15 protein-coding genes are annotated in these 19,407 nt (G+C 71.4%); 5 read left to right on the top strand and 10 right to left on the bottom strand.

All coding sequences use genetic code 11. From position 1 onward, the window contains the following. Positions 1–151 precede the first annotated feature (151 nt). Positions 152–949 (top strand): DsbA family protein, encoded by a 798-nt coding sequence (locus OG446_RS21760; RefSeq protein WP_328895626.1) that lies wholly within the window; start codon positions 152–154, stop codon positions 947–949. A gap of 33 nt (positions 950–982) precedes the next feature. Here the strand turns inward: OG446_RS21760 and OG446_RS21755 are convergent, their stop codons facing one another. The 10 genes from OG446_RS21755 to OG446_RS21710 all read right to left on the bottom strand — a co-directional run bounded on the left by OG446_RS21755 (position 983) and on the right by OG446_RS21710 (position 12,403). After that, a complete protein-coding gene (locus OG446_RS21755; protein ID WP_328895625.1) occupies positions 983–1,486 on the bottom strand; it encodes a GNAT family N-acetyltransferase in 504 nt (167 codons plus the stop codon). A 50-nt stretch (positions 1,487–1,536) separates the two neighbouring features. Continuing rightward, positions 1,537–2,085, bottom strand: a complete 549-nt coding sequence (locus OG446_RS21750; RefSeq protein ID WP_328895624.1) for a GNAT family N-acetyltransferase — start codon at positions 2,083–2,085, stop codon at positions 1,537–1,539. Positions 2,086–2,150: 65 nt separating this feature from the next. Further along, a complete protein-coding gene (locus OG446_RS21745; protein WP_328895623.1) occupies positions 2,151–2,729 on the bottom strand; it encodes a TetR/AcrR family transcriptional regulator in 579 nt (192 codons plus the stop codon). Beyond that, a complete protein-coding gene (locus OG446_RS21740; RefSeq protein WP_328895622.1) occupies positions 2,717–3,451 on the bottom strand; it encodes an enoyl-CoA hydratase family protein in 735 nt (244 codons plus the stop codon). The genes OG446_RS21745 and OG446_RS21740 overlap by 13 nt, the downstream gene beginning before the upstream one ends. Continuing rightward, positions 3,448–5,028 carry a 4-coumarate--CoA ligase family protein gene (locus OG446_RS21735; RefSeq protein WP_328895621.1) on the bottom strand — a complete coding sequence of 527 codons (1,581 nt, stop codon included), beginning with the start codon at positions 5,026–5,028 and terminating at the stop codon, positions 3,448–3,450. The genes OG446_RS21740 and OG446_RS21735 overlap by 4 nt, the downstream gene beginning before the upstream one ends. 59 nt (positions 5,029–5,087) lie before the next feature. Then, a complete protein-coding gene (locus tag OG446_RS21730; RefSeq protein ID WP_328895620.1) occupies positions 5,088–6,248 on the bottom strand; it encodes an acyl-CoA dehydrogenase family protein in 1,161 nt (386 codons plus the stop codon). Then, positions 6,245–8,197: an acetyl/propionyl/methylcrotonyl-CoA carboxylase subunit alpha gene (locus tag OG446_RS21725; protein ID WP_328895619.1), complete on the bottom strand. Its 1,953-nt coding sequence runs from the start codon at positions 8,195–8,197 to the stop codon at positions 6,245–6,247. Before OG446_RS21725 ends, OG446_RS21730 begins: the two co-directional genes overlap by 4 nt. A 104-nt stretch (positions 8,198–8,301) precedes the next feature. After that, positions 8,302–9,900, bottom strand: coding sequence for an acyl-CoA carboxylase subunit beta (locus tag OG446_RS21720; RefSeq protein ID WP_328895618.1), 1,599 nt, complete (start codon positions 9,898–9,900; stop codon positions 8,302–8,304). Further along, complete coding sequence (locus tag OG446_RS21715) at positions 9,897–11,612, bottom strand: acyclic terpene utilization AtuA family protein (protein ID WP_328895617.1); 1,716 nt, start codon at positions 11,610–11,612, stop codon at positions 9,897–9,899. The genes OG446_RS21720 and OG446_RS21715 overlap by 4 nt, the downstream gene beginning before the upstream one ends. Next, positions 11,609–12,403, bottom strand: a complete 795-nt coding sequence (locus tag OG446_RS21710; protein WP_328895616.1) for a TIGR03084 family metal-binding protein — start codon at positions 12,401–12,403, stop codon at positions 11,609–11,611. Before OG446_RS21710 ends, OG446_RS21715 begins: the two co-directional genes overlap by 4 nt. Positions 12,404–12,939: 536 nt before the next feature. On the opposite strand from OG446_RS21710, the gene OG446_RS21705 reads away from it, so the two are divergent. From OG446_RS21705 to OG446_RS21690, 4 genes are all read left to right on the top strand, one after another. Continuing rightward, on the top strand, positions 12,940–14,397 hold the full coding sequence (locus OG446_RS21705; protein ID WP_328895615.1) for an aldehyde dehydrogenase family protein: 1,458 nt from the start codon (positions 12,940–12,942) through the stop codon (positions 14,395–14,397). A gap of 400 nt (positions 14,398–14,797) precedes the next feature. After that, on the top strand, positions 14,798–15,073 hold the full coding sequence (locus OG446_RS21700; RefSeq protein ID WP_328895614.1) for a hypothetical protein: 276 nt from the start codon (positions 14,798–14,800) through the stop codon (positions 15,071–15,073). Then, positions 15,070–16,311 (top strand): low temperature requirement protein A, encoded by a 1,242-nt coding sequence (locus OG446_RS21695; protein ID WP_328895613.1) that lies wholly within the window; start codon positions 15,070–15,072, stop codon positions 16,309–16,311. Before OG446_RS21700 ends, OG446_RS21695 begins: the two co-directional genes overlap by 4 nt. A gap of 206 nt (positions 16,312–16,517) precedes the next feature. After that, positions 16,518–19,301 (top strand): ATP-binding protein, encoded by a 2,784-nt coding sequence (locus tag OG446_RS21690; protein ID WP_328895612.1) that lies wholly within the window; start codon positions 16,518–16,520, stop codon positions 19,299–19,301. Positions 19,302–19,407 lie beyond the last annotated feature (106 nt).

Below are 19,407 nucleotides of genomic sequence, written 5' to 3'. Positions count from 1 at the left end.
GGTGAGTCGAAGCCTCACCCCTGACGAGCGCGAGGGCGCCGCGCGCCTCGCCGGACTCCGTGACCTTCTCGAAGCGCCCCGAATCACTGATGCACCAGTGGCCACCGCAGGCGTAGAGTCCGCCTGTTCACAGGGGAGGGACAGAATTTCAATGGAGATCCACAGAGCCGTCCGGGCGGCCGTCACACTGGGCCTCATCGGAGCCTTCGCGGGATGCGCACCGGGCGCCACCGAGGCGAAGGACGCCCGTCCGGCAGCACGGACCAAGACGGTCGGCTACGCGAACACCACACTGCTGCCCGAACGACCGGCCTCTGACGGGACGACGATCGTGGTCGGGAATCCCGAAGCACGCTCGACGGTGCACGTGTACGAGGATCCGCGGTGTCCCGTCGTCGAGGAGTACGAGCGGACGGGGGCCAAGGGGCTCAAGGAGCTGCTGCTCAAGGGGGAGATCAAGGCCGAGTACACCTTCGCCTCCTTCAAGGACGACCGTCTCGGCGGCGACGGTTCGAAGCGAGCGGTCAACGCGCTGCGGGCCGCGCTGGAGAAGGGGAAGTTCGTCGAGTACCACGCCCTGCTCATCGCGAACCAGCCTGTTGCCGAGCTCAGGGACGGGTTCACGACCGACTTCCTCCTGAGTCTGGCCAAGTCGATCCCGGGGCTGCGTGACGACGCCTTCGACCGGGCGGTCAGGACGATGAAGTACAGCTCCTTCGTCACGGCTTCCCAGAAGGCGTACGAGCAGACCGGTGACGATCCGATCGGACCGGGCACGCCCACGGTGGTCGTCAACGCCCACACCATCGACGGTGGTCTGTTCGGTGCCGTCTTCGACGCGGAACTGTTCGGCCTTCTGGTGACGGACCTTCACGAGCGCCCCTACGCGTGGACCACGGAGTACGAACCGATCAGGGAAGCGCTGGAGGACGCGGCCGTCGAGTCCTGAGAACGGTCGGGCGGGCGCGCGCGATGCCGGGCCTCATGGCAACGGGCGCGTCAGCCAGACCACTTCGCCCTTGTCCTCCACGGTGACGTGGTCCCGCACGAACCCGAGCTTCTCCAGGACGCGGAACGACGGGGTGTTCCACGCGGCGACGGTCGCTCCGATCCGCGGCCGCCCGGTCGCCGCAGCGGCATCGAGCACCGCGCGGGCCGCCTCGGTGGCGTAGCCGCGGCCGTGCACCCGCTGGAAGAGCTCGTACGCGATTTCGGGCTCCTCCAGGGTGGAGCGGCCGATGATCAGTCCGCAGTAGCCGATGAAGTCGCCCTCGTCACGGCGCTGGATGGGGAGCAGGGCGATCCCCGTCGTCTGCGTCGCGGCGATCAGCTTCGCGATGAGCGTGCGGGAGTACTCGACCGTGCGTGTCCCCTCGCCGCGTTCGGCGTACAGGGCGGTGAGCTCGGCGGCGTCCGACTCGGCCCACGGCCGCAGGATCAGCCGCTCGGTCTCCAGGTGGAACGACATCGTCTCGTACGTGGTCATGCCCCGCCCCTCCCCCTCACCGGCCTGCACGAATCATCGCCCCGTTCGCCTCAGGGACGGTTCAGACCCCACGTCTGCAGGACGAACGGCCGGCCCTTCTCCTCGCCCTCGATCAGCGGCACGTCCAGCCGGCTGAAGCCCGACTTCTTCGCCACCGCGACGCTGGACGTGTTCTCGGCCTCCAGCTCCAGGATCACCTGCTCCACGCCCAGTTCCTCGAAGGCGTACGCGGCCATCACCCGCACCGCCCGCGCGGCGAGCCCCTGGCCGCGGTGGGCCGGGCCGACCGCGTAGCCGAGTTCCGTGCCCTCGGGCGCGCGCCGCAGCATCACCTCACCGAGCGCCGCGCCGCCGTCGGTCGTGATGGCGAGCAGGATGGTCGTGCCCTCCGCGCGCAGCCGCCGGTCCTTGTCCAGCCGGGCACGGGAAGCGGCTTCGTCGAAGGGGGAGACGAGCGGTGTCCAGTACGCGGTGTCGGGGTGGTCGAACAGATCCGGCATCACGGCCAGGTCGTCCTCGGTCCAGTCGCGCAGGACGAGGCCTTCCCCTCTGAGCTCCATGTGCTCGGGAAAGGGTGCTGCGGCGGTGGTGCTGCTCATGGTGCGGGCCTCCCTGGCGGGTTCAGGACGAGGAAGGATATCCGGGGCCCCGGACCCCCAGCCCCTCACCCCAGCGCGTCGTCCAGCAGCGCCGCCCACTGCGCGACGACCCGTCCCCGGCGGGCCGTGTCGTCGGTGAGGACGTTGGCGAGGCCGAGGCCGCGGGCCATGTCGAGGAGGCCCTGGACCGTTTCCCGTACGCCGGGGCGGGTCTCGTCGGCGTTCAGGAGACCGACCGCGATGCGGTGGGTCTCGCGGCCGACGCGGGCTTCGAGTTCGGTGACGCGGGGGCGGAGCTGTTCCTCGTTGGAGGCGGCGACCCAGAGCTGGAGCGCGGCGCGGAAGAGCGGGCCGGTGTAGAGGTCGACGAGGGCGGCGACGACCGCCGCGCGGTCCTGGTCGGGGACGGCGCGCAGGGCGGCGGAGCGTTCCTCGGCGACGTATTCGACGGCGGCGGTGAACAGGTCCTCGCGGGTCGGGAAGTGGTGCTGGGCGGCGCCGCGCGAGACTCCGGCGCGCTCCGCGACGGCGGAGACGGTGGAGCCTGCCCAGCCGTGTTCGGCGAGGCAGGCGACCGCGGCTTCCAGCAACCGTTGGCGGGTGGCGCGGCTGCGGTCCTGCTTGGGTGATGTCACAGCAGCCATGCGGGATCCCGTCGTTCCAGGAAGGCCGTCATCCCCTCCCGTGCCTCGTCGGAGGCGAAGAGTGCCGCGGAGCGGGCGATGAGGTCTTCCGCGTACTGGTCGAAAGTCTCCCGCACAGTAGCCGTGACCAGCTCCTTCGATGCGGCCAGCCCCTGGGGCGAGGCTCTGCGAAGTCCGTCGAGTACCGGTACGAGCGCCTTGTCCACGTCCTCGGCGGCGAGGGTGACGAGGCCGGTCCTGGCGGCTTCCGTCGCGTCGAAGCGTTCGCCGGTGAGGTAGTAGCGGGAGGCGGCGCGGGGGTCCATGCGGGGCAGCAGTGGCAGGGAGATGACGGCGGGGGCGAGGCCGAGGCGGGATTCGGTGAGGGCGAAGGAGGAGTCGGGGCCGGCCACCGAGATGTCGCAGGAGCCCAGCAGTCCGAGGCCGCCCGCCCGGACGTGGCCCGTGACCCGGGCGACGACCGGTTTGGGCAGGGTGATGACGCGGAGCATGAGCGCGACGAAGGCGTGCGGGTCGGCCGGTGCCTTCAGGTCCGCGCCCGCGCAGAACGTGTTGCCGGTGTGGGTGAGGACCACCGCTCGTACGGTGTCGTCGGCCGCGCAGGCGTCGAGGGCTTCGGACAGGCCCGCCACGAGCGGTGCGCTCAGGGCGTTGCGGTTGGCCGGGGCATCGAGGGTGAGCGTGGTGATGCCCCGGTCGTGGGTGGGTGGGGCGAGGGTCATTGCTGCTGCTCCTTCTCCCTGTCGCGCAGTTCACGGCGCAGGATCTTCCCGGAGACCGCGCGCGGTACGGCGTCGACGAACTCCACGCGGCGGATCTTCTTGTACGGGGCGACATGTGCGGCGACGTACGCCATGACGTCCTCGGCGGTGAGGTCCGGGGTGCCCGGCTGGCGTACGAGGAAGGCCTTCGGGATCTCGTTGCCGTCGGCGTCGTTCACGCCGATGACGGCGGCGTCGGCGATCGACGCATGGGTGAGGAGGAGCGCTTCGAGTTCGGCGGGGGCGACCTGGTAGCCCTTGTACTTGATGAGTTCCTTGACCCGGTCGACGACGAAGAGCCAGCCGTCCGCGTCGACGCGTCCGACATCGCCGGTGTGCACCCATCCGTCGCCGTCGATCATGGCGTCGGTGGCTTCGGGGCGGCCGAGGTAGCCCTTCATCACCTGGGGGCCGCGGATGAGGATCTCGCCGTCGGCGTCGATGCCGAGGTCCGTCCCGGGGTCCTCGATGGACGTGATCCGCATCTCGGTGCTCGGCAGCAGCTTCCCCACGGCTCCGGGCGGCGGGTTCTCCGCTTCGAGGGGCACGACATGGGTGCCGGGCGAGAGTTCCGTCATGCCGTACGCCTGCCGTACGGGCGGGATGCCGAGGCGGGCGGAGCAGGCGGCGGCGAGGTCGGCGTCCAGGGGTGCGGCGGCGCTGACGATGTATGCGAGGGAGGACAGGTCGTAGTCGCCTACGGCCGGATGCTTGGCGAGGGCCAGGACGATGGGCGGGGCCACGTACAGCCCGGTGATGCGGTGCTCCTGGATCACGCCGAGGAACTGGTCGAGGTCGAAGCGGGGCAGCACGACGACGGTGGCTCCGCAGCGCAGCGGGACGTTCATCAGGGCGGTCAGCCCGTAGATGTGGAAGAAGGGGAGGACGGCCAGGATGCTGTGGCCGGGCTCCATGGGGATGAAGGGGCGCAGCTGCTCCAGGTTGGTGCCGATGGAGCGGTGGGTGAGCATGACGCCCTTGGGGGCGCCGGTGGTTCCGGAGGAGTACGGGAGTGCGGCGATGTCCTCGGGGCCGAACTCGATCTCGGGGTCGGGGGCCGTGGAGCCGAGCATGTCGAGTACGGAGGTGTGGCCCTCGGCCTGGTCGCAGACGAAGATCTCCCGGATGCCGCCGGCGAGTTCGGCGGCCCGGCGGGCGACGTCGAGGAACAGGGACACGGTGACGATCCAGCGGGCGTCGGAGTCGTTGAGCTGCTGGGCGAACTCCTCGGCCGTGGACAGCGGGTGCACGGTGGTGACCGACGCTCCGGCGCGCGTGGCGCCGTAGAAGACGGCGGGGTAGGCGATCGTGTTGGGGCTGTGCAGGGCCAGGACGTCGCCCTTGCGCACGCCCGCCTCGGCGAGGTGGGCGGCGATGCGGCGGTGGAACGTGTCGAGCTGGGCGTACGTGACGGAGAGGCCGTTCGTTCCGTCGATCAGGGCGACGGTGTCGCCGAAGGCCGCAGCCCCGCCGAGGACCGTTTCGTGGATGGGTGTCTCGAGGGCCGGAACGTCTTCGTACTCGCTGTGGAACACCATGGCGGTTCCCTTCGACGCGGGCAGGGCAGGCCGGGGACGATGAGCAGGAGCCGGCGGGCTCAGTAGGACTTGGGGAGGCCGAGGGACTGGTGGGAGACGTAGTTCAGGATCATCTCGCGGCTGACCGGCGCGATCCGGGCCACCCGGGACGCGGTGATCAGGGACCCGAGGCCGTACTCGCGGGTGAGGCCGTTGCCGCCGAGGGTGTGCACGGCCTGGTCGACCGCCTTGACGCAGGCTTCCCCGGCGGCGTACTTCGCCATGTTGGCGGCCTCGCCCGCGCCGATGTCGTCGCCGTCGTCGTAGAGCCGGGCGGCCTTCTGCATCATCAGCCGGGCCAGTTCGAGTTCGATGTGGGCCTGGGCGAGGGGGTGTGCGATGGCCTGGTGGGCGCCGATGGGTTCCTTCCACACCTGGCGGGTCTTCGCGTACTCGACGGCACGGCCCAGCGCGTACCGGCCCATGCCGATCCCGAACGCGGCGGTCATGATGCGTTCGGGGTTGAGTCCGGCGAAGAGCTGGAGGAGTCCGGCGTCCTCCTCGCCGACGAGCGCGTCGGCGGGCAGCCGTACGTCGTCGAGGACGAGTTCGAACTGCTTCTCCGGGGCCTGGAGTTCCATCTCGATGTGGGAGCGCTGGAAGCCGGGGGCCTCGCGCGGGACGATGAACAGGCAGGGCTTCAGTTTGCCGGTCCTGGCGTCCTCGGTGCGCCCGACGATGAGGGTGGCGTCGGCGATGTCGACGCCGGAGACGAAGACCTTGCGGCCGTTCAGCACCCACTCCTCGCCTTCGCGGCGGGCGGTGGTGGTGATGCGGTGGGAGTTGGAGCCGGCGTCGGGTTCGGTGATGCCGAAGGCCATGGTGAGGCTGCCGTCGGCGAGGCCGGGGAGCCACTGCCGCTTCTGGTCGTCGGTGCCGAAGCGGGCTATCACGGTGCCGCAGATGGCGGGTGAGACGACCATCATGAGGAGCGGGGAACCGGCAGCCCCCAACTCCTCCAGGACGATGGAGAGTTCGGCCATGCCCGCGCCTCCGCCGCCGTACTCCTCCGGGAGGTTCACGCCGAGGTAGCCGAGCTTGGCGGCCTCGGCCCACAGTTCGCGCGGGTGGGCACCGTCGCGGACGACGGACGTCATGTAGTCGCGTCCGTACCGCTGTCCGAGTGCGGCGACGGCGGCGCGCAGGCCCTGGTGCTCTTCGGTTTCGAGGACGGTGCTCATGCGGTCGGTTCCTCCTGTGCATCAGTGACGACGGCGAGCAGCGCGCCGACCTCCACCTGGAGGCCGGGTGCGGCGTGCAGGGCGGTGAGGGTGCCGGAGGCGGGGGCGAGGATGCGGTGTTCCATCTTCATCGCCTCCAGCCAGATCAGCGGCTGCCCGGCCTCGACGGCGGCCCCGGCCGCGAGTCCGTCCGCGAGGCGGACGACGGTGCCGGGCATCGGGGCGAGCAGGGAGCCGGGTTCGGTGCGGTCGGTGGGGTCGGTGAAGCGGGGCAGGGCGGTGAAGGCGTACGAGCCGGTGGCGGTGTCGACGTACACCCGGTCGTCACCGGTGGCCACCGCGAAGTGCCGGGTGACGCCGCCGGTTTCGAGGGTGACGCGGTCGGGGCGGGCGGCGACGACGCGCATGCCCGGTTCGAGGGCGAGGCCTCCGCGGGTGGTGCGGTAGGTGATGTCGTGCTCGCGTCCGTCGGGTTCGCCGCGGTAGCGCCGGAGCCGGGGCTGCGAGGCGACGTTGCGCCAGGCACCGAAGCGGGCGACGCCGCCGGTGGCGGTGCGGCGGGCGGCTTCGGCGAGGGCGGCGGCGGTGGCGGCGAGCCGCCGGCCGCTCTCGTCGGCCTCCGTGGTCAGGGCTGCCAGGTGCCGGTCGTAGAAGCCGGTGTCGAGGCGGGCGGCGACGAAGTCCGGGTGGCGCAGGGAGCGTACGAGGAGCTCGCGGTTGGTGACGGGGCCGTGGATGCGGGCGCGCTCCAGGGCGCGGGCGAGGAGGCGTACGGCTTCGGTCCGGGTGGGGGCGTGGGCGATGACCTTGGCGAGCATCGGGTCGTAGTGCACCCCGATGGTGTCGCCGCCGGTGTATCCGGTGTCCAGGCGCAGTCCCGGCTCGTCCGGCATGTCGAACGAGAGCAGCGCTCCGGTCTGCGGCTGCCAGTCACGGGCCGGGTCCTCGGCGTAGAGCCGGGCCTCGACGGCGTGCCCGGTGGGCGTCGGCGGTTCGGCGGCGGGCAGCGGCTCGCCCTCCGCGATGCACAGTTGCAGCGCCACCAGGTCGAGGCCGAACACGGCCTCGGTGACGGGGTGCTCGACCTGGAGACGGGTGTTCATCTCCAGGAAGTACGGACGCCCGTCGGCGGCGACGAGGAACTCGACGGTGCCGGCACCCCGGTATCCGACGGCCCGTGCGGCGGCCGTGGCGGCGTCGTGCAGCCGGTCCCGGAGCGCGCCGGTCAGACCCGGCGCGGGGGCCTCCTCGATGACCTTCTGGTGGCGGCGCTGGAGCGAGCAGTCACGGGTGCCGAGCGCCCAGACACCCTCGTGGTCGTCAGCCATGACCTGGACCTCGACGTGCCGGCCACGCTCCACGTACGGCTCGGCGAACACCTCGCCGTCCCCGAACGCGGACAGCGCCTCGGCCGCCGCAGCCGTCAACTCGCCCGGCAGATCGCCCAGTTCCCGGACGATCCGCATGCCGCGCCCACCGCCTCCGGCAGCCGCCTTCAGCAGCAGCGGCAGGTCCTCGGCGGTGGCGGCCGACGGGTCGACGGGGGCGAGCAGCGGCACCCCGGCTGCGGCCATCAGCTCCTTGGCCCGGGTCTTGGACGCCATCAGCTCGATGGCCTTGACCGGCGGACCGACCCAGACCAGCCCCGCGTCCTGCACCGCGGCGGCGAATCCGGCGTTCTCGGAGAGGAAGCCGTACCCGGGGTGGACGGCGTCGGCACCCGCGGCGAGCGCGGCGGCGACCACGAGGTCGCCGCGGAGGTAGGTGTCGGAGGGCGCGGCCCCCGGCAGCCGTACGGCGGTGTCGGCCTCCCGTACGTGCAGCGCTCCGGCGTCCGCGTCGGAGTACACGGCGACGGTGGCGATGCCGAGCGCACGACAGGTACGGAAGATCCGGCATGCGATCTCGCCCCGGTTGGCGACGAGGAGTGAGTGAATAGTGGCTGTCAACGAAGAACCCTTTCCGCTAGAACACCGCGACCATCGATGAGGAACCCCGGCGGCGAGCAACCACCTCCGCGAGAGCGGCGGCGGTTCAGCCGCGAAGGGGGCCCTCACATCCGGAAGACGCCGAAGCCGCCGCGGGCGCCCTCGACCGGTGCGGTGTGGATGGCGGACAGGCACATCCCGAGGACGGTCCTGGTGTCGCGCGGGTCGATGACCCCGTCGTCGTACAGCCGCCCGGACAGGAACATCGGCAGTGACTCGGCCTCGATCTGCTGCTCGACCATGGCGCGCAGTCCGGCGTCCGCCTCGTCGTCGTACGGCCGCCCCTTCGCGGCGGCGGAGGCGCGGGCGACGATCGACAGCACCCCGGCCAGCTGCTGCGGGCCCATGACGGCGGACTTGCTGCTGGGCCAGGCGAACAGGAAGCGCGGGTCGTAGGCCCTGCCGCACATGCCGTAGTGGCCGGCTCCGTAGGAGGCGCCCATCAGGACGGACAGGTGCGGGACCTTCGAGTTCGACACCGCGTTGATCATCATCGCGCCGTGCTTGATGATGCCGCCCTGTTCGTACTCCTTGCCGACCATGTAGCCGGTGGTGTTGTGGAGGAAGAGAAGCGGGATGTCCCGCTGGTTGGCCAGCTGGATGAACTGGGCGGCCTTCTGCGACTCCTCGCTGAACAGCACGCCCTGCGCGTTGGCGAGGATGCCGACCGGATAGCCGTGCAGCCTGGCCCAGCCGGTGACCAGGCTGGTCCCGTAGAGCGGTTTGAACGCGTCGAAGTCCGAGCCGTCGACCAGCCGGGCGATGACCTCGCGCGGGTCGAAGGGCACCTTCAGATCGCCGGGCACGATGCCGATCAGCTCGTCCTCGTCGTACTTGGGCGGCTCGGCGGGACCCGGATCGGGGTGCGCCTTGCGCCAGTTGAGGCGGGCGACGATGCGGCGGGCCTGGCGCAGGGCGTCGTGCTCGTCGACGGCGAAGTGGTCGGCGAGGCCGGAGGTGCGGGCGTGCATCTCGGCGCCGCCGAGCGACTCGTCGTCGCTCTCCTCACCGGTGGCCATCTTGACCAGGGGCGGGCCGCCGAGGAAGACCTTGGACTGCTCCTTGATCATGACGGTGTGGTCGGACATGCCGGGGACGTACGCGCCACCGGCCGTGGAGTTGCCGAAGACGACGGCCACGGTCGGGATTCCGGCGGCGGACAGCCGGGTGATGTCGCGGAACAGCGCCCCGCCGGGGATGAAGATCTCCTTCTGGGACGGGAGGTCGGCGCCACCCGACTCGACCAGGCTGATGCAGGGCAGGCGGTTGGCGAAGGCGATCTCGTTGGCCCGCAGGGCCTTCTTCAGCGTCCAGGGGTTGGAGGCTCCGCCGCGTACGGTCGGGTCGTTGGCGGTGATCAGGCACTCGACGCCCTCCACCACCCCGATCCCGGTGACGAGCGAGGCGCCGACCGCGTAATCGCTGCCCCAGGCGGCGAGCGGCGACAGCTCCAGGAACGGGCTGTCCTCGTCGACGAGGAGCTCGATCCGCTCCCGGGCGAGCAGCTTGCCGCGCGAGCGGTGCCGCTCGACGTACTTCTCGCCGCCGCCTTCCAGCGCCTTGGCGTGCGCGGATTCCAACTCGGCGAGCTTGTCGAGCATGGCGGAGCGGTTCGCGCCGTATTCCGGGCTCGTGGTGTCGAGCCCGGTGGGCAGGACGGTCATGCGTGCACCTCCGGTGCGTCGGAGCCTTCGCCCAGCAGGGCCACGGGTATCTCCAGCCGGCGCGAGCGCAGCCACTCCCCCACGGCCTTGGCCTGCGGGTCGAAGCGGTGCTGGGCGGCGACGCCTTCGCCGAGGAGTCCGTGGACGGTGAAGTTCAGGGCGCGCAGGTTCGGCAGCACATGGCGTACGACGGGAAGGCCGGCGGTCTCCGGGAGGAGTTCCCGCAGCCGTTCGACGGTCAGCTCGTGGGCCAGCCACCGCCAGGCCTCGTCGCCGCTGACCCACACCCCGATGTTGGCGTCGCCGCCCTTGTCGCCGCTGCGGGCACCCGCGACGAGCCCGAGGGGCGCGGTGCGGGTGGGGCCCGCGTCCAACGGGGCGGGCAGCGGCGGAGAGTCGACTTCCGCCAGTTCCCGGGTCCGGACGGCCGGCTCCTGCGCCTCGCGCCGCCCGTCGGGCAGCACCGCCACCTGCTCCACGTCGCCCGCCGGTACGTACCGGGCCTCGAACACCCCGTAGGGCGCGCCCTTCCCGGGCGGGGCGGTGACGTGGAAGCCCGGGTAGCTGCCGAGGGCCAGCTCGATCGCGGCGCCGGACAGGGCGCGCCCCACGGCCTCGGGGTCCTGGTCGCGGACGACGAGCCGGAGCAGGGCGCTCGCCGTCTCCTCGGTCGGCGCGTCGGTCCGGTCGGTGCGTACGAGCTCCCAGCGCACCTCGTCCGGCTGCCGCCCGGTCCGGGCGAAGGCGTCGGCGATCTGGTCGCGGACGAGCTGCGCCTTGTCCTCGATGTCCAGTCCGGTGAGTACGAAGACGACCTCGTTCCGCCAGCCGCCGAGCCGGGTGAGTCCGGCCTTGAGCGTGGGCGGCGGGGCCTCACCCCTCACCCCGGAGATCCGGACCCGGTCGGGGCCGTCGGCGGCCAGTCGTACGGTGTCGAGCCGGGCGGTGACGTCGGGTCCCGCGTACCGGGCGCCGCCGGTCTCGTACAGCAGTTGGGCGGTGACGGTGCCGAGGTCGACGACGCCGCCCGTGCCGTCGTGCTTGGTGATGACGGACGTCCCGTCGGCGTGGATCTCGGCGACGGGGAAGCCGGGGCGGCGGATGTCGTGGCCGCGGAAGAAGGAGTAGTTCCCGCCGGTGGCCTGGGTGCCGCACTCCAGTACGTGCCCGGCGACGACGGCTCCGGCGAGTGCGTCGTGGTCCTCGGGCCCCCAGCCGAAGTGGGCGGCGGCGGGTCCGGTGACCAGGGCGGCGTCGGTGACCCTGCCGGTGACGACGACGTCGGCGCCGGCCCGCAGACAGGCGGCGATGCCCGCCCCGCCCAGGTAGGCGTTGGCGGTGAGGAAGCCGTCGGGCACGGGCAGGCTGTCGCCCTCCACATGGGCGACGCGCACGGGCACGCCGACCTTCTCGGCCAACGCCCGTACGGCATCGGCCAGTCCGGCGGGGTTCAGGCCGCCCGCGTTGGCGACGATCTTCACCCCGCGCTCGTGGGCGAGCCCGAGCCCTTCCTCCAACTGGCGCAGGAAGGTGGTGGCGTATCCGCGCCCGGGGTCCTTGAGCCGGCTGCGGCCGAGGATGAGCATGGTGAGCTCGGCCAGGTAGTCCCCGGTGAGGACGTCGAGCGGGCCGCCGGTGAGCATCTCGCGCACGGCGTCGAAGCGGTCGCCGTAGAACCCGGAGGCGTTGCCGACCCGCAGCGGCGCGGTCACCGGTCCGCCTTCGGGGCCCGTCCGGTTCCGGCGGGCCCGGCGAAGGCCTGCGCGATGTCCAGCCAGGCGTCGGCGTCGGCACCCTCGGCCCGGACGGCAAGGTCGTCGCGGTGGGCGCGCTGGGTGACCAACAGGCAGAAGTCGTGCAGGGGCCCGGTGACTCGCTGGGCGGCACCCTCGGGGCCGTAGGCGATCAACTCACCGTCCGGTCCTTCCAGTTCCACCCGGAACTCCTCTCCCGGCGCCTGGATTCCCCGGACGAGGAAGGCGTAGTCGCGGGCCCGGACCCCGATCCGGGCGACGTGCCGCAGGCGGGCGGTGGGGGTGCGGGTGACGCCGAGGGCCTCGGCGACGTCCTGGCCGTGGGCCCAGGTCTCCATGAGCCGCCCGGTCGCCATGGAGGCCACGCTCATCGGCGGGCCGTACCAGGGGAAACGCGTCCCGGCCGGCGCCGCCCTCAGCGCTTCCTGGAGCCGCTCCCGGCCGGTACGCCAGCGGACGAGGAGCGCGTCGGGGGCGTACGCCGCGACGACCTCATCGGCGGCGCGGTCGACGAAGCCCTCGGGGTCCTTCATCGCCTTCTCCACCTCGTCCCCGAACCGCTCGGGTTCGGTGACGGCGATCAGGGCGACCTCGTCGGTCCAGCTGAGATGGGCCACCTGGTGGGCGATGGTCCACCCCTCGGCGGGTGTGGCGCCCGCCCATTGCGGGGTGCTCAACCCGGCTACGAGCAGGTCGAGTTCCTCACTCTCGCTGCGCAGGTCGTCGAGCACGGGTGCGGCATCGGACACGGTGCGCTCCCCTCGGGGCGTGGCGGTGTGTCCCGGAGCCTGCCAGCGTTACGGAAAACAATCAAGCATGCTTGCATGATTTTCCTCCGGACTCGGTCCGGCGCTGCGGAACGTGCGCGAACCACCCTGGGGCATGGCGCCCGTCAACAGTCCCGCCAGATTCTCCTTCGAGGAAGTCGGTACGGACCGGTGGCAATGGGCCGGGTCCGATCACCATGGTGCGAGGCCGTACACCGCTGTGCGATAAGGGCCTTGGGCTGTCGGCCGGTACCGCTCAAGCTCGTCCGGTACGAGCTCGACCGCCACCTCACGTGATCGATTGAACCGCGGCTTCTCACTCATCCATGCGGCGGTTCCCACCCGGCCGGCCGGCGCCCCACACCCACGGGACCGCCTGCCGGCGTCAGTACGGACGTAAGCGAGCCGTAGGGCCGGATGTCAGTCAGCTGACGGAGGCTGTCGGCACGGCGGCCGAGCCATTCTCGTGGAGACAACGAATCCGCCCGGTACCCGGGCGAGACCACGAGGAGCGGACCATGAGCACCATCGCGCAGCACTGGATCAACGGACAGTGGACCGGCTCCGGCCCGGTTCTGGAATCGGTCAACCCGGCCGACGGCACGGTCGTCGGCTCGTTCCACGACGGTGGCGAGGCGGAGGCCTCGGCCGCCGTGGACGCCGCCGCCGCCGCGTTCGAGACGACCGAATGGGCGCGCACTCCCTCTCTTCGGGCGACCGCGCTCAACCGGCTCGCCGATGCCCTCGAGGCCCGGGTGCCCGAGGTTGCGGCCATGCTGTCCCGGGAGAACGGCAAGCTGCTGGGTGAGACCACGTGGGAGGTCAGCGGTGCGGTGGGGTGGCTGCGCTACGCGGCGGCGTCCGCGCGTACCCAGACCGCCGGGCGCGCCGCGGAGACGGCACCCGGCCAGTACACCCACTCGGTGCCCGAGCCGCTCGGCGTCGCCGGGATCATTTCTCCCTGGAATTCCCCCATCATGCTGACCGTGCGGGCCCTGGGCCCGGCGCTGGCCGCCGGCTGCACCGTCGTGGTCAAGCTTCCGGCTCAGACGGCGCTGACCAATGAGCTCTTCGCGCAGGTCCTGGCCTCGGTCCCGGAGATCCCGGCGGGCGTGGTCAGCGTGTTCACCGAGTCCGGCAACACCGGGGCCCCGTTCCTCGTCTCCTCGGACAAGGTCGCCGTGATCAACTACACCGGCAGCACGCCGGTCGGGCGCAGTATCGCGGCTGCGGCCTCCACCACGCTCAAGCGGCTCGGTCTGGAACTGGGCGGCAAGGCGCCGATGGTGATCCTTCCGGACGCCGATCTGGACATGGTGATCCCGACCGTGGTGCAGTCGCTGGTGCTGATGAACGGGCAGTTCTGCTGCACCGGCTCCCGTGTACTGGTTCACCGGGACATCGCCGACCAGGTGCGCACTCGGCTCACCAGCGCGCTCGCACAGGTGCGGCTCGGGTCGGGCGACGACGAGAAGGCCCAGCTCGGCCCGGTGATCGACCGGGCGTCCGCCCAGCGGGTGGACGCGATCGTCGAGGAAGCCGCCACATACGGCACGGTGCTGCTGCGCGGCGGTGCGGTCACCGACGGCCCTCTGGCCGCCGGGGCGTTCTACCGGCCGAGCCTGATCGAGGTGGACCGCACCGACGTCCGGATCGTGCAGGAAGAGGTCTTCGGTCCGGTCCAGACGTTCGAGGTCTTCGACGACGAGGACGACGCCGTGACCAAGGCGAACGCCACCATCTACGGCCTGGCCGCCTCGGTGTTCAGCTCGGACTCGATGAAGGCCCGCCGGATCGCCCGGCGCATCCGCACCGGCACCGTATGGATCAACACCTGGGGAGCCATCAGCGAGGACTTCGAGGAGGGCGGCGTCAAGGGAAGCGGCTACGGCTACCTGTGCGGCCCGCGAGCGATCGAGGAGTTCCAGGCCCTCAAGGTGTACGTGGAGCAGGACCACACCCAGTCCGCTCACTGATCCAGATCATCACCTGGCCCGGCGCCCACCTGGGCGCCGGGGAGCCCCCTGCACGAGAAGCGTGCACCACGGCGTCGCGTCTGATCACCGGAGCGACGAACGCTCCGTCTCGCCCCGGCTGAGGAGCTTGCGGAAGGCGGATACCAGCAGCGGCCGGCGGTGAACCATCTGAGCCCTGAGCCCTGAGCTGCTCACCCGGCAACTGCTGCCGCTGTTGCGCGCGCGGGCAGCCCATCACGCAGCGCCAACATCGCCTCGGTCGCGCAGGAACCGAGGGAATCAAAACGATACGCAGCATTTCGATGTGGAGTGGTCCATGAACGAGAGAACTGTTTCCCATGCCTACGGTGCTGACGATCCTGGACTGCCGAGCCCACCGGCAGTGACAGACATCCGGCACATGCTCCGGGATCAGCGCCGGAACGGGGTCGCGAACGCCGAACCCCGGCTCGGCCCCACCGTTCCGGCCCCCGTCCGGCGCTGGAAGCTGTGGCTCCTCACCGTGTGCGGCATCTACCCCACCATCGTCCTGCTGGGCCTGGCCACGAACCCTGTGCTGGAGGATCTGTCCCTGCCGGTGCGACTCGCTGTACTCGTCCCGGTGGCGGCAGCAGCGATGGTCTGGCAGATCAATCCCCGACTGCAGCGGCATTTCGGGGCTTGGCTCACCAGATGACAAGCAGCCCGGCTCCGCCGCCGGTGTGCTCCGCGGCGCCCGCACACCACAGACCACTGCGCAGGCTCACGGCGCGAGGCCGCGACGAGACCCACCGCGGCGTCTCCTCACTGGAGCTCTTCTTCGACCTGTGCTTCATCGTGGCCATAGCTCAGGCAGGCGCCCAGTTGGTGCACACCATGGTCGAGGGGCACACGGGCGAGGGGATCCTCGACTACTTGATGATCTTCTTCGCCATCTGGTGGGCGTGGATGAACTTCACGTGGTTCGCCTCGGCTTACGACAACGACGACGTGCTGTACCGGATCGTCACGCTGATCCAGATAGCCGGCGTGCTCGTCCTGGCGGCGGGCGTCTCCCAGGCGTTCGAGGAACACGCGTACCTGGTCGTCATCCTGGGCTACGTGATCATGCGGCTCGCCATGACGGCGCAGTGGCTGCGCGTGGCACGGTCGAGCCAGGGCCCCGAGCGGACGATGGCACTGCGGTACGCCATCGGGCTGTGCCAGATCGGCTGGCTGGGGCTGCTGGTCCTGCCGGAGGCCGACCGCCCGTGGGTCTTCCTGGTGATGGCGCTGCTGGAGATGGCCGTACCGCTGTATGCGGAGCGGTCCCACGCCACGGCCTGGCACCCCCACCACATCGCCGAACGGTACGGGCTGCTCACGCTCATCGTGCTCGGCGAGACCATTGCGGCGGCCACCGTTGCCGTGAAGTCGGGGATCGACGAGCACGAGGCCCTGGGTGAGTTGCTGCCCATCGCCGCCGGCGGACTGCTGATCATCTTCGCCGCCTGGTGGGTGTACTTCGCGGTCCCCATCCACGGGCACCTCCGGTCCAACCGGCAGTCCTTCCTCTGGGGCTACGGCCATTACCTGATCTTCGTCTCGGGTGCCGCGATCGGGGCCGGCCTGGAGGTGGCGGTGGAGCAGGCGGTGGGCAAGACGCACCTTTCGGCGCTGTCCGCGTCGGCGGCGGTGACGCTCCCGACAGCGCTGTTCCTGCTCACGGTGTGGGCGCTGCACTCGCGCTTCTACAAGGTCGGGATCGCCCAGCAGTCGGTGCTGCCGGCCACGGCGCTGCTGGTGGTCGTCTGTACGTTCCTGGGTCACTGGGCAGTGCTCGCGGCGGGGCTGGTGGCGGCACTGGCGGTGGCAGTCGGGGTGACGCTGACGGCGCTCGGGGCGAGCCCGGAGCGTGGGAGGGGCGAGGAAGGCGTCGCGGTGCCAGTTCCGTAAGGGAGCCCTCGTCGCTGCGGGAACCTGGCCGGCACGGCGTACGACGGCGCCCGTGCCGTGCGACCGGTGCATCTTCGTCTGGGAGCTGCGGGTGTCGACGAAGCAGATGGCTTTATGTTCCGTTTGCCGGTGGGTGCGATAATTGCTGGTCAAGCGCGTGGCTGGTGGTTCGACTGCTTCGCGGGATACGGCGAAGGACGCGGCGGATGTGGGCGAAGCCAAGTACAGGCATGGGTGTCGGCCCGACCGGTCTGGTCGGCCGGGAGGGCGAGCTCGCCGAGCTTGCGACGTTCCTGGACATGGCCGGGGCGGACGGAGCCGTCCTGCTGCTCACCGGTGATCCGGGCGTGGGGAAGACGGCGCTTCTGGACGCGACCGCCGAGCTGGCGGCGGCGAAGGGAGTGCGGGTCGTCCGCGGAAGCGGCGTCGAGTACGAGACGGACATCAGCTTCGCGGGGCTCCATCAGCTCGTCGGCTCGCTGCCGGACGAGCTCGGTCGTCTGCCGCGTTCCATGCGGGAGGCCCTCGAGGTCGCCCTCGGTCTCGGTGCCGGTCCCGCGTCGAGCCGGATCGCCGTCCTGAACGCGGCACTGGCCCTGTTCGACGAGGCCGCGAAGGAGCGGCCGTTGCTCCTCGTGGTCGATGACCTTCATGTCGTCGACCAGGCGAGCCAGGCTGCGGTGGGTTTCGTCGCCAGAAGACTGGAGGGCCGCCGTATCGGGCTGCTCGGAGCGCAGCGGCCGGAGTCCGGTACATCCTTCCCGTCCACCGGTCTGCCGGAGTTCGAGATCGCGCCGCTGGACGACGCGGACGCCCTGCGGCTGCTGTCCCGGCGCTTCGCCCACCTCCCCCGCCGGGTCCTTTCGACCGTGGCGCACGAGGCGCGGGGAAACCCCCTGGCGCTGCTCGAGTTCGCCGGGTCCACCGGGGTGTCCGGCGACCAACACGGCCAAGGGGCGGGGCGGGCGAGCGGCCCGGGGCGGGATGTCCGCGCTCTGTACGGCGCCCGCGTCGGACGGCTGCCGCAGAGGACGCGCGAGGTACTGCTGCTCGCGGCTCTCGAGGGCTCCGGCGACATCGGCATTCTCGAGGCGGCCGGCGGGCCGGGCAGCCTTGAGGAACTCGCTCCCGCGGAGCGTGACCACCTGGTCATGGTCGAGGAGAACGGCCGCGTGGTGCGCTTCAGGCACCCGCTGGTCGGGTCCGCGGTGGTCGACGGTTCCACCGGCGAGCAGCGGCGCAGCGCCCACCGCCGGCTGGCCGGCGCACTGGCCGACCACCCCGAGCGGCGCGGTGATCACCTCGCGAGAGCCACGACGGCGCCCGACGAGGCGGTCGCCGCCATCGTGGAGTCGGCGGCCCGGAGCAGCCTGCGGCGCGGTGACGCCGACGGCGCGATCGCGAGGCTGCGGCGCGCGGCCGAGCTGAGCACCGACCGAGCGGAGCGCAGGCGCCGCCTGTCCCAGGCCGCCTATACCGCCGCCTGGGTCGCGGGTCATCTGGAGGTCAGCCAGGAGATCATGCGTGAGGTCAAGGGTGATCCGGCGGCCCGGTCGCTCTCGGCGGCCGCGACGGCCGGCTTCCTCGTGCTCGTCATGGAAGGCGACGCCGATACGGCCCATGCACTCCTGATGGAGGCGGTCGGGCAGGCCTCGGTGATGCCCGGACCGCCGCGTGAGGAGCTGGAGACCGCGCTGTTCACCCTCACCCTCGCCAGCCAGTACTCGGGCCGGCCCAAGCACTGGAAACCTCTGGTCGACGTGCTCGCCCGGTCCCCCGAGGCGGCGCCCGCCGCCGCGGCGTCGCTGGGGCGCGTCCACCACGACCTCGGCTCCGTCACCGACGGCATGCTGCGCCGCCTGGACGAGGAGATCTCGCGGCTGAGGGACCGGAGTGACGCCGACATGGTCATCCGCACCGCCCTGACCGCCTCGTACCTCGACCGGCTTCCGGGCTGCCGCGAGGCCGTGTCCCGGGTCATACGCGACGGCGGCGCGGTGGGATCGAGCATGCCGGCCCTGATGTTCGTCGCCCTGGACGACCTGTACACCGGCCGGTGGCAGACCTCGGCCGACGCCTCGGACGAGCTCATCGCACTGTCCGAGGAGACGGGATACCACCTGTTCGCCCAGGTGGGGCACTACGTCGCCGCGATGGCCGCGGCCCAGCGCGGCGACCTCGACGCGTGCCACCGCCACTGCGAGGACATCTGGGGGTGGTCGGGTCCCAGGGGCCTGCGGCGGCTGGAGAACTGCGCCCACCAGGCGGCGGCCCGGGCGGCCGTCGGCGCCGCCGACTTCGAGACGGCCTTCCGGCACGCCACAGCGATCTGTGCCCCGGGTGTGCTGCCGCCGTTCAACCCCGAGGCCGTGTGGTCCGCGCCGGACCTCGTCGAAGCCGCCGTACGCACCGGGCGGCACGCTGAGGCGCGACGACACGCGGACGCGCTGTGCGACGCCGGTGTCGGTCACCTCTCGTCGCGGTTCGCGCTGAGCGTGGCCACGGTCACGGCGATGACATCGGCTTCCGAGGACATGGTCCGGTGCTTCGAGGAGGCACTCGGACTGCCGGGCGTCGAGCAGTGGCCCTTCGAGGTCGGCCGTGCCCATCTGGCGTACGGCGAAGGGCTGCGCCGTCAGGGGCTCAACCGCGAGGCCCGGGTGCAGCTGACTGACGCCCGCGGCCGCTTCGAGGAGCTCGGGGCCCGTTCGTGGGAGGCCCGGGCGGCGGCGGAGCTCCGCGCCACCGGGATGACGCGGACCGGCCGGGGCAAGGCCGGTGAGGCCCTCACCCCGCAGGAACTGGAGGTTGCCAGGCTGGCGGCGACGGGGCTGTCGAACCCGCAGATCGCGTCGCGTCTGTTCCTTTCGCCGCGGACCGTGTCGTCGCATCTCTACCGTGTGTTCCCGAAGCTGGGGATCACGTCGCGGGCCGGGCTCCGCGACGCTCTGGAGGCGCTGCCTCCCGAGCCTTCGGCCACCCGGCCGTGAGAGCTGCCGCTCGGGTCTCAGCACTGCCCTGTGCTGACGTAAGCGTGCCGTCGGCCGGATGTCAGTCAGATGACGGAGGCTGTCGGTAGGGCGGCTGAGCCATTCT

It is taken from the genome of Streptomyces sp. NBC_00236, from assembly GCF_036195045.1.
Classification (GTDB): Bacteria; Actinomycetota; Actinomycetes; order Streptomycetales; family Streptomycetaceae; genus Streptomyces.
Note: the sequence above shows the minus strand (reverse complement) of the source record. Positions and strands in the feature narration are given on the sequence as shown.

What these genes read in the sequence shown, in the direction of transcription:
- OG446_RS21760 (WP_328895626.1), top strand. Translation starts at nt 152, where the DNA reads ATGGAGATCCACAGAGCCGTCCGGGCGGCCGTCACACTGGGCCTCATC.
- OG446_RS21755 (WP_328895625.1), bottom strand. Translation starts at nt 1,486, where the DNA reads ATGACCACGTACGAGACGATGTCGTTCCACCTGGAGACCGAGCGGCTG.
- OG446_RS21750 (WP_328895624.1), bottom strand. Translation starts at nt 2,085, where the DNA reads ATGAGCAGCACCACCGCCGCAGCACCCTTTCCCGAGCACATGGAGCTC.
- OG446_RS21745 (WP_328895623.1), bottom strand. Translation starts at nt 2,729, where the DNA reads ATGGCTGCTGTGACATCACCCAAGCAGGACCGCAGCCGCGCCACCCGC.
- OG446_RS21740 (WP_328895622.1), bottom strand. Translation starts at nt 3,451, where the DNA reads ATGACCCTCGCCCCACCCACCCACGACCGGGGCATCACCACGCTCACC.
- OG446_RS21735 (WP_328895621.1), bottom strand. Translation starts at nt 5,028, where the DNA reads ATGGTGTTCCACAGCGAGTACGAAGACGTTCCGGCCCTCGAGACACCC.
- OG446_RS21730 (WP_328895620.1), bottom strand. Translation starts at nt 6,248, where the DNA reads ATGAGCACCGTCCTCGAAACCGAAGAGCACCAGGGCCTGCGCGCCGCC.
- OG446_RS21720 (WP_328895618.1), bottom strand. Translation starts at nt 9,900, where the DNA reads ATGACCGTCCTGCCCACCGGGCTCGACACCACGAGCCCGGAATACGGC.
- OG446_RS21705 (WP_328895615.1), top strand. Translation starts at nt 12,940, where the DNA reads ATGAGCACCATCGCGCAGCACTGGATCAACGGACAGTGGACCGGCTCC.
- OG446_RS21700 (WP_328895614.1), top strand. Translation starts at nt 14,798, where the DNA reads ATGCTCCGGGATCAGCGCCGGAACGGGGTCGCGAACGCCGAACCCCGG.
- OG446_RS21695 (WP_328895613.1), top strand. Translation starts at nt 15,070, where the DNA reads ATGACAAGCAGCCCGGCTCCGCCGCCGGTGTGCTCCGCGGCGCCCGCA.
- OG446_RS21690 (WP_328895612.1), top strand. Translation starts at nt 16,518, where the DNA reads ATGTGGGCGAAGCCAAGTACAGGCATGGGTGTCGGCCCGACCGGTCTG.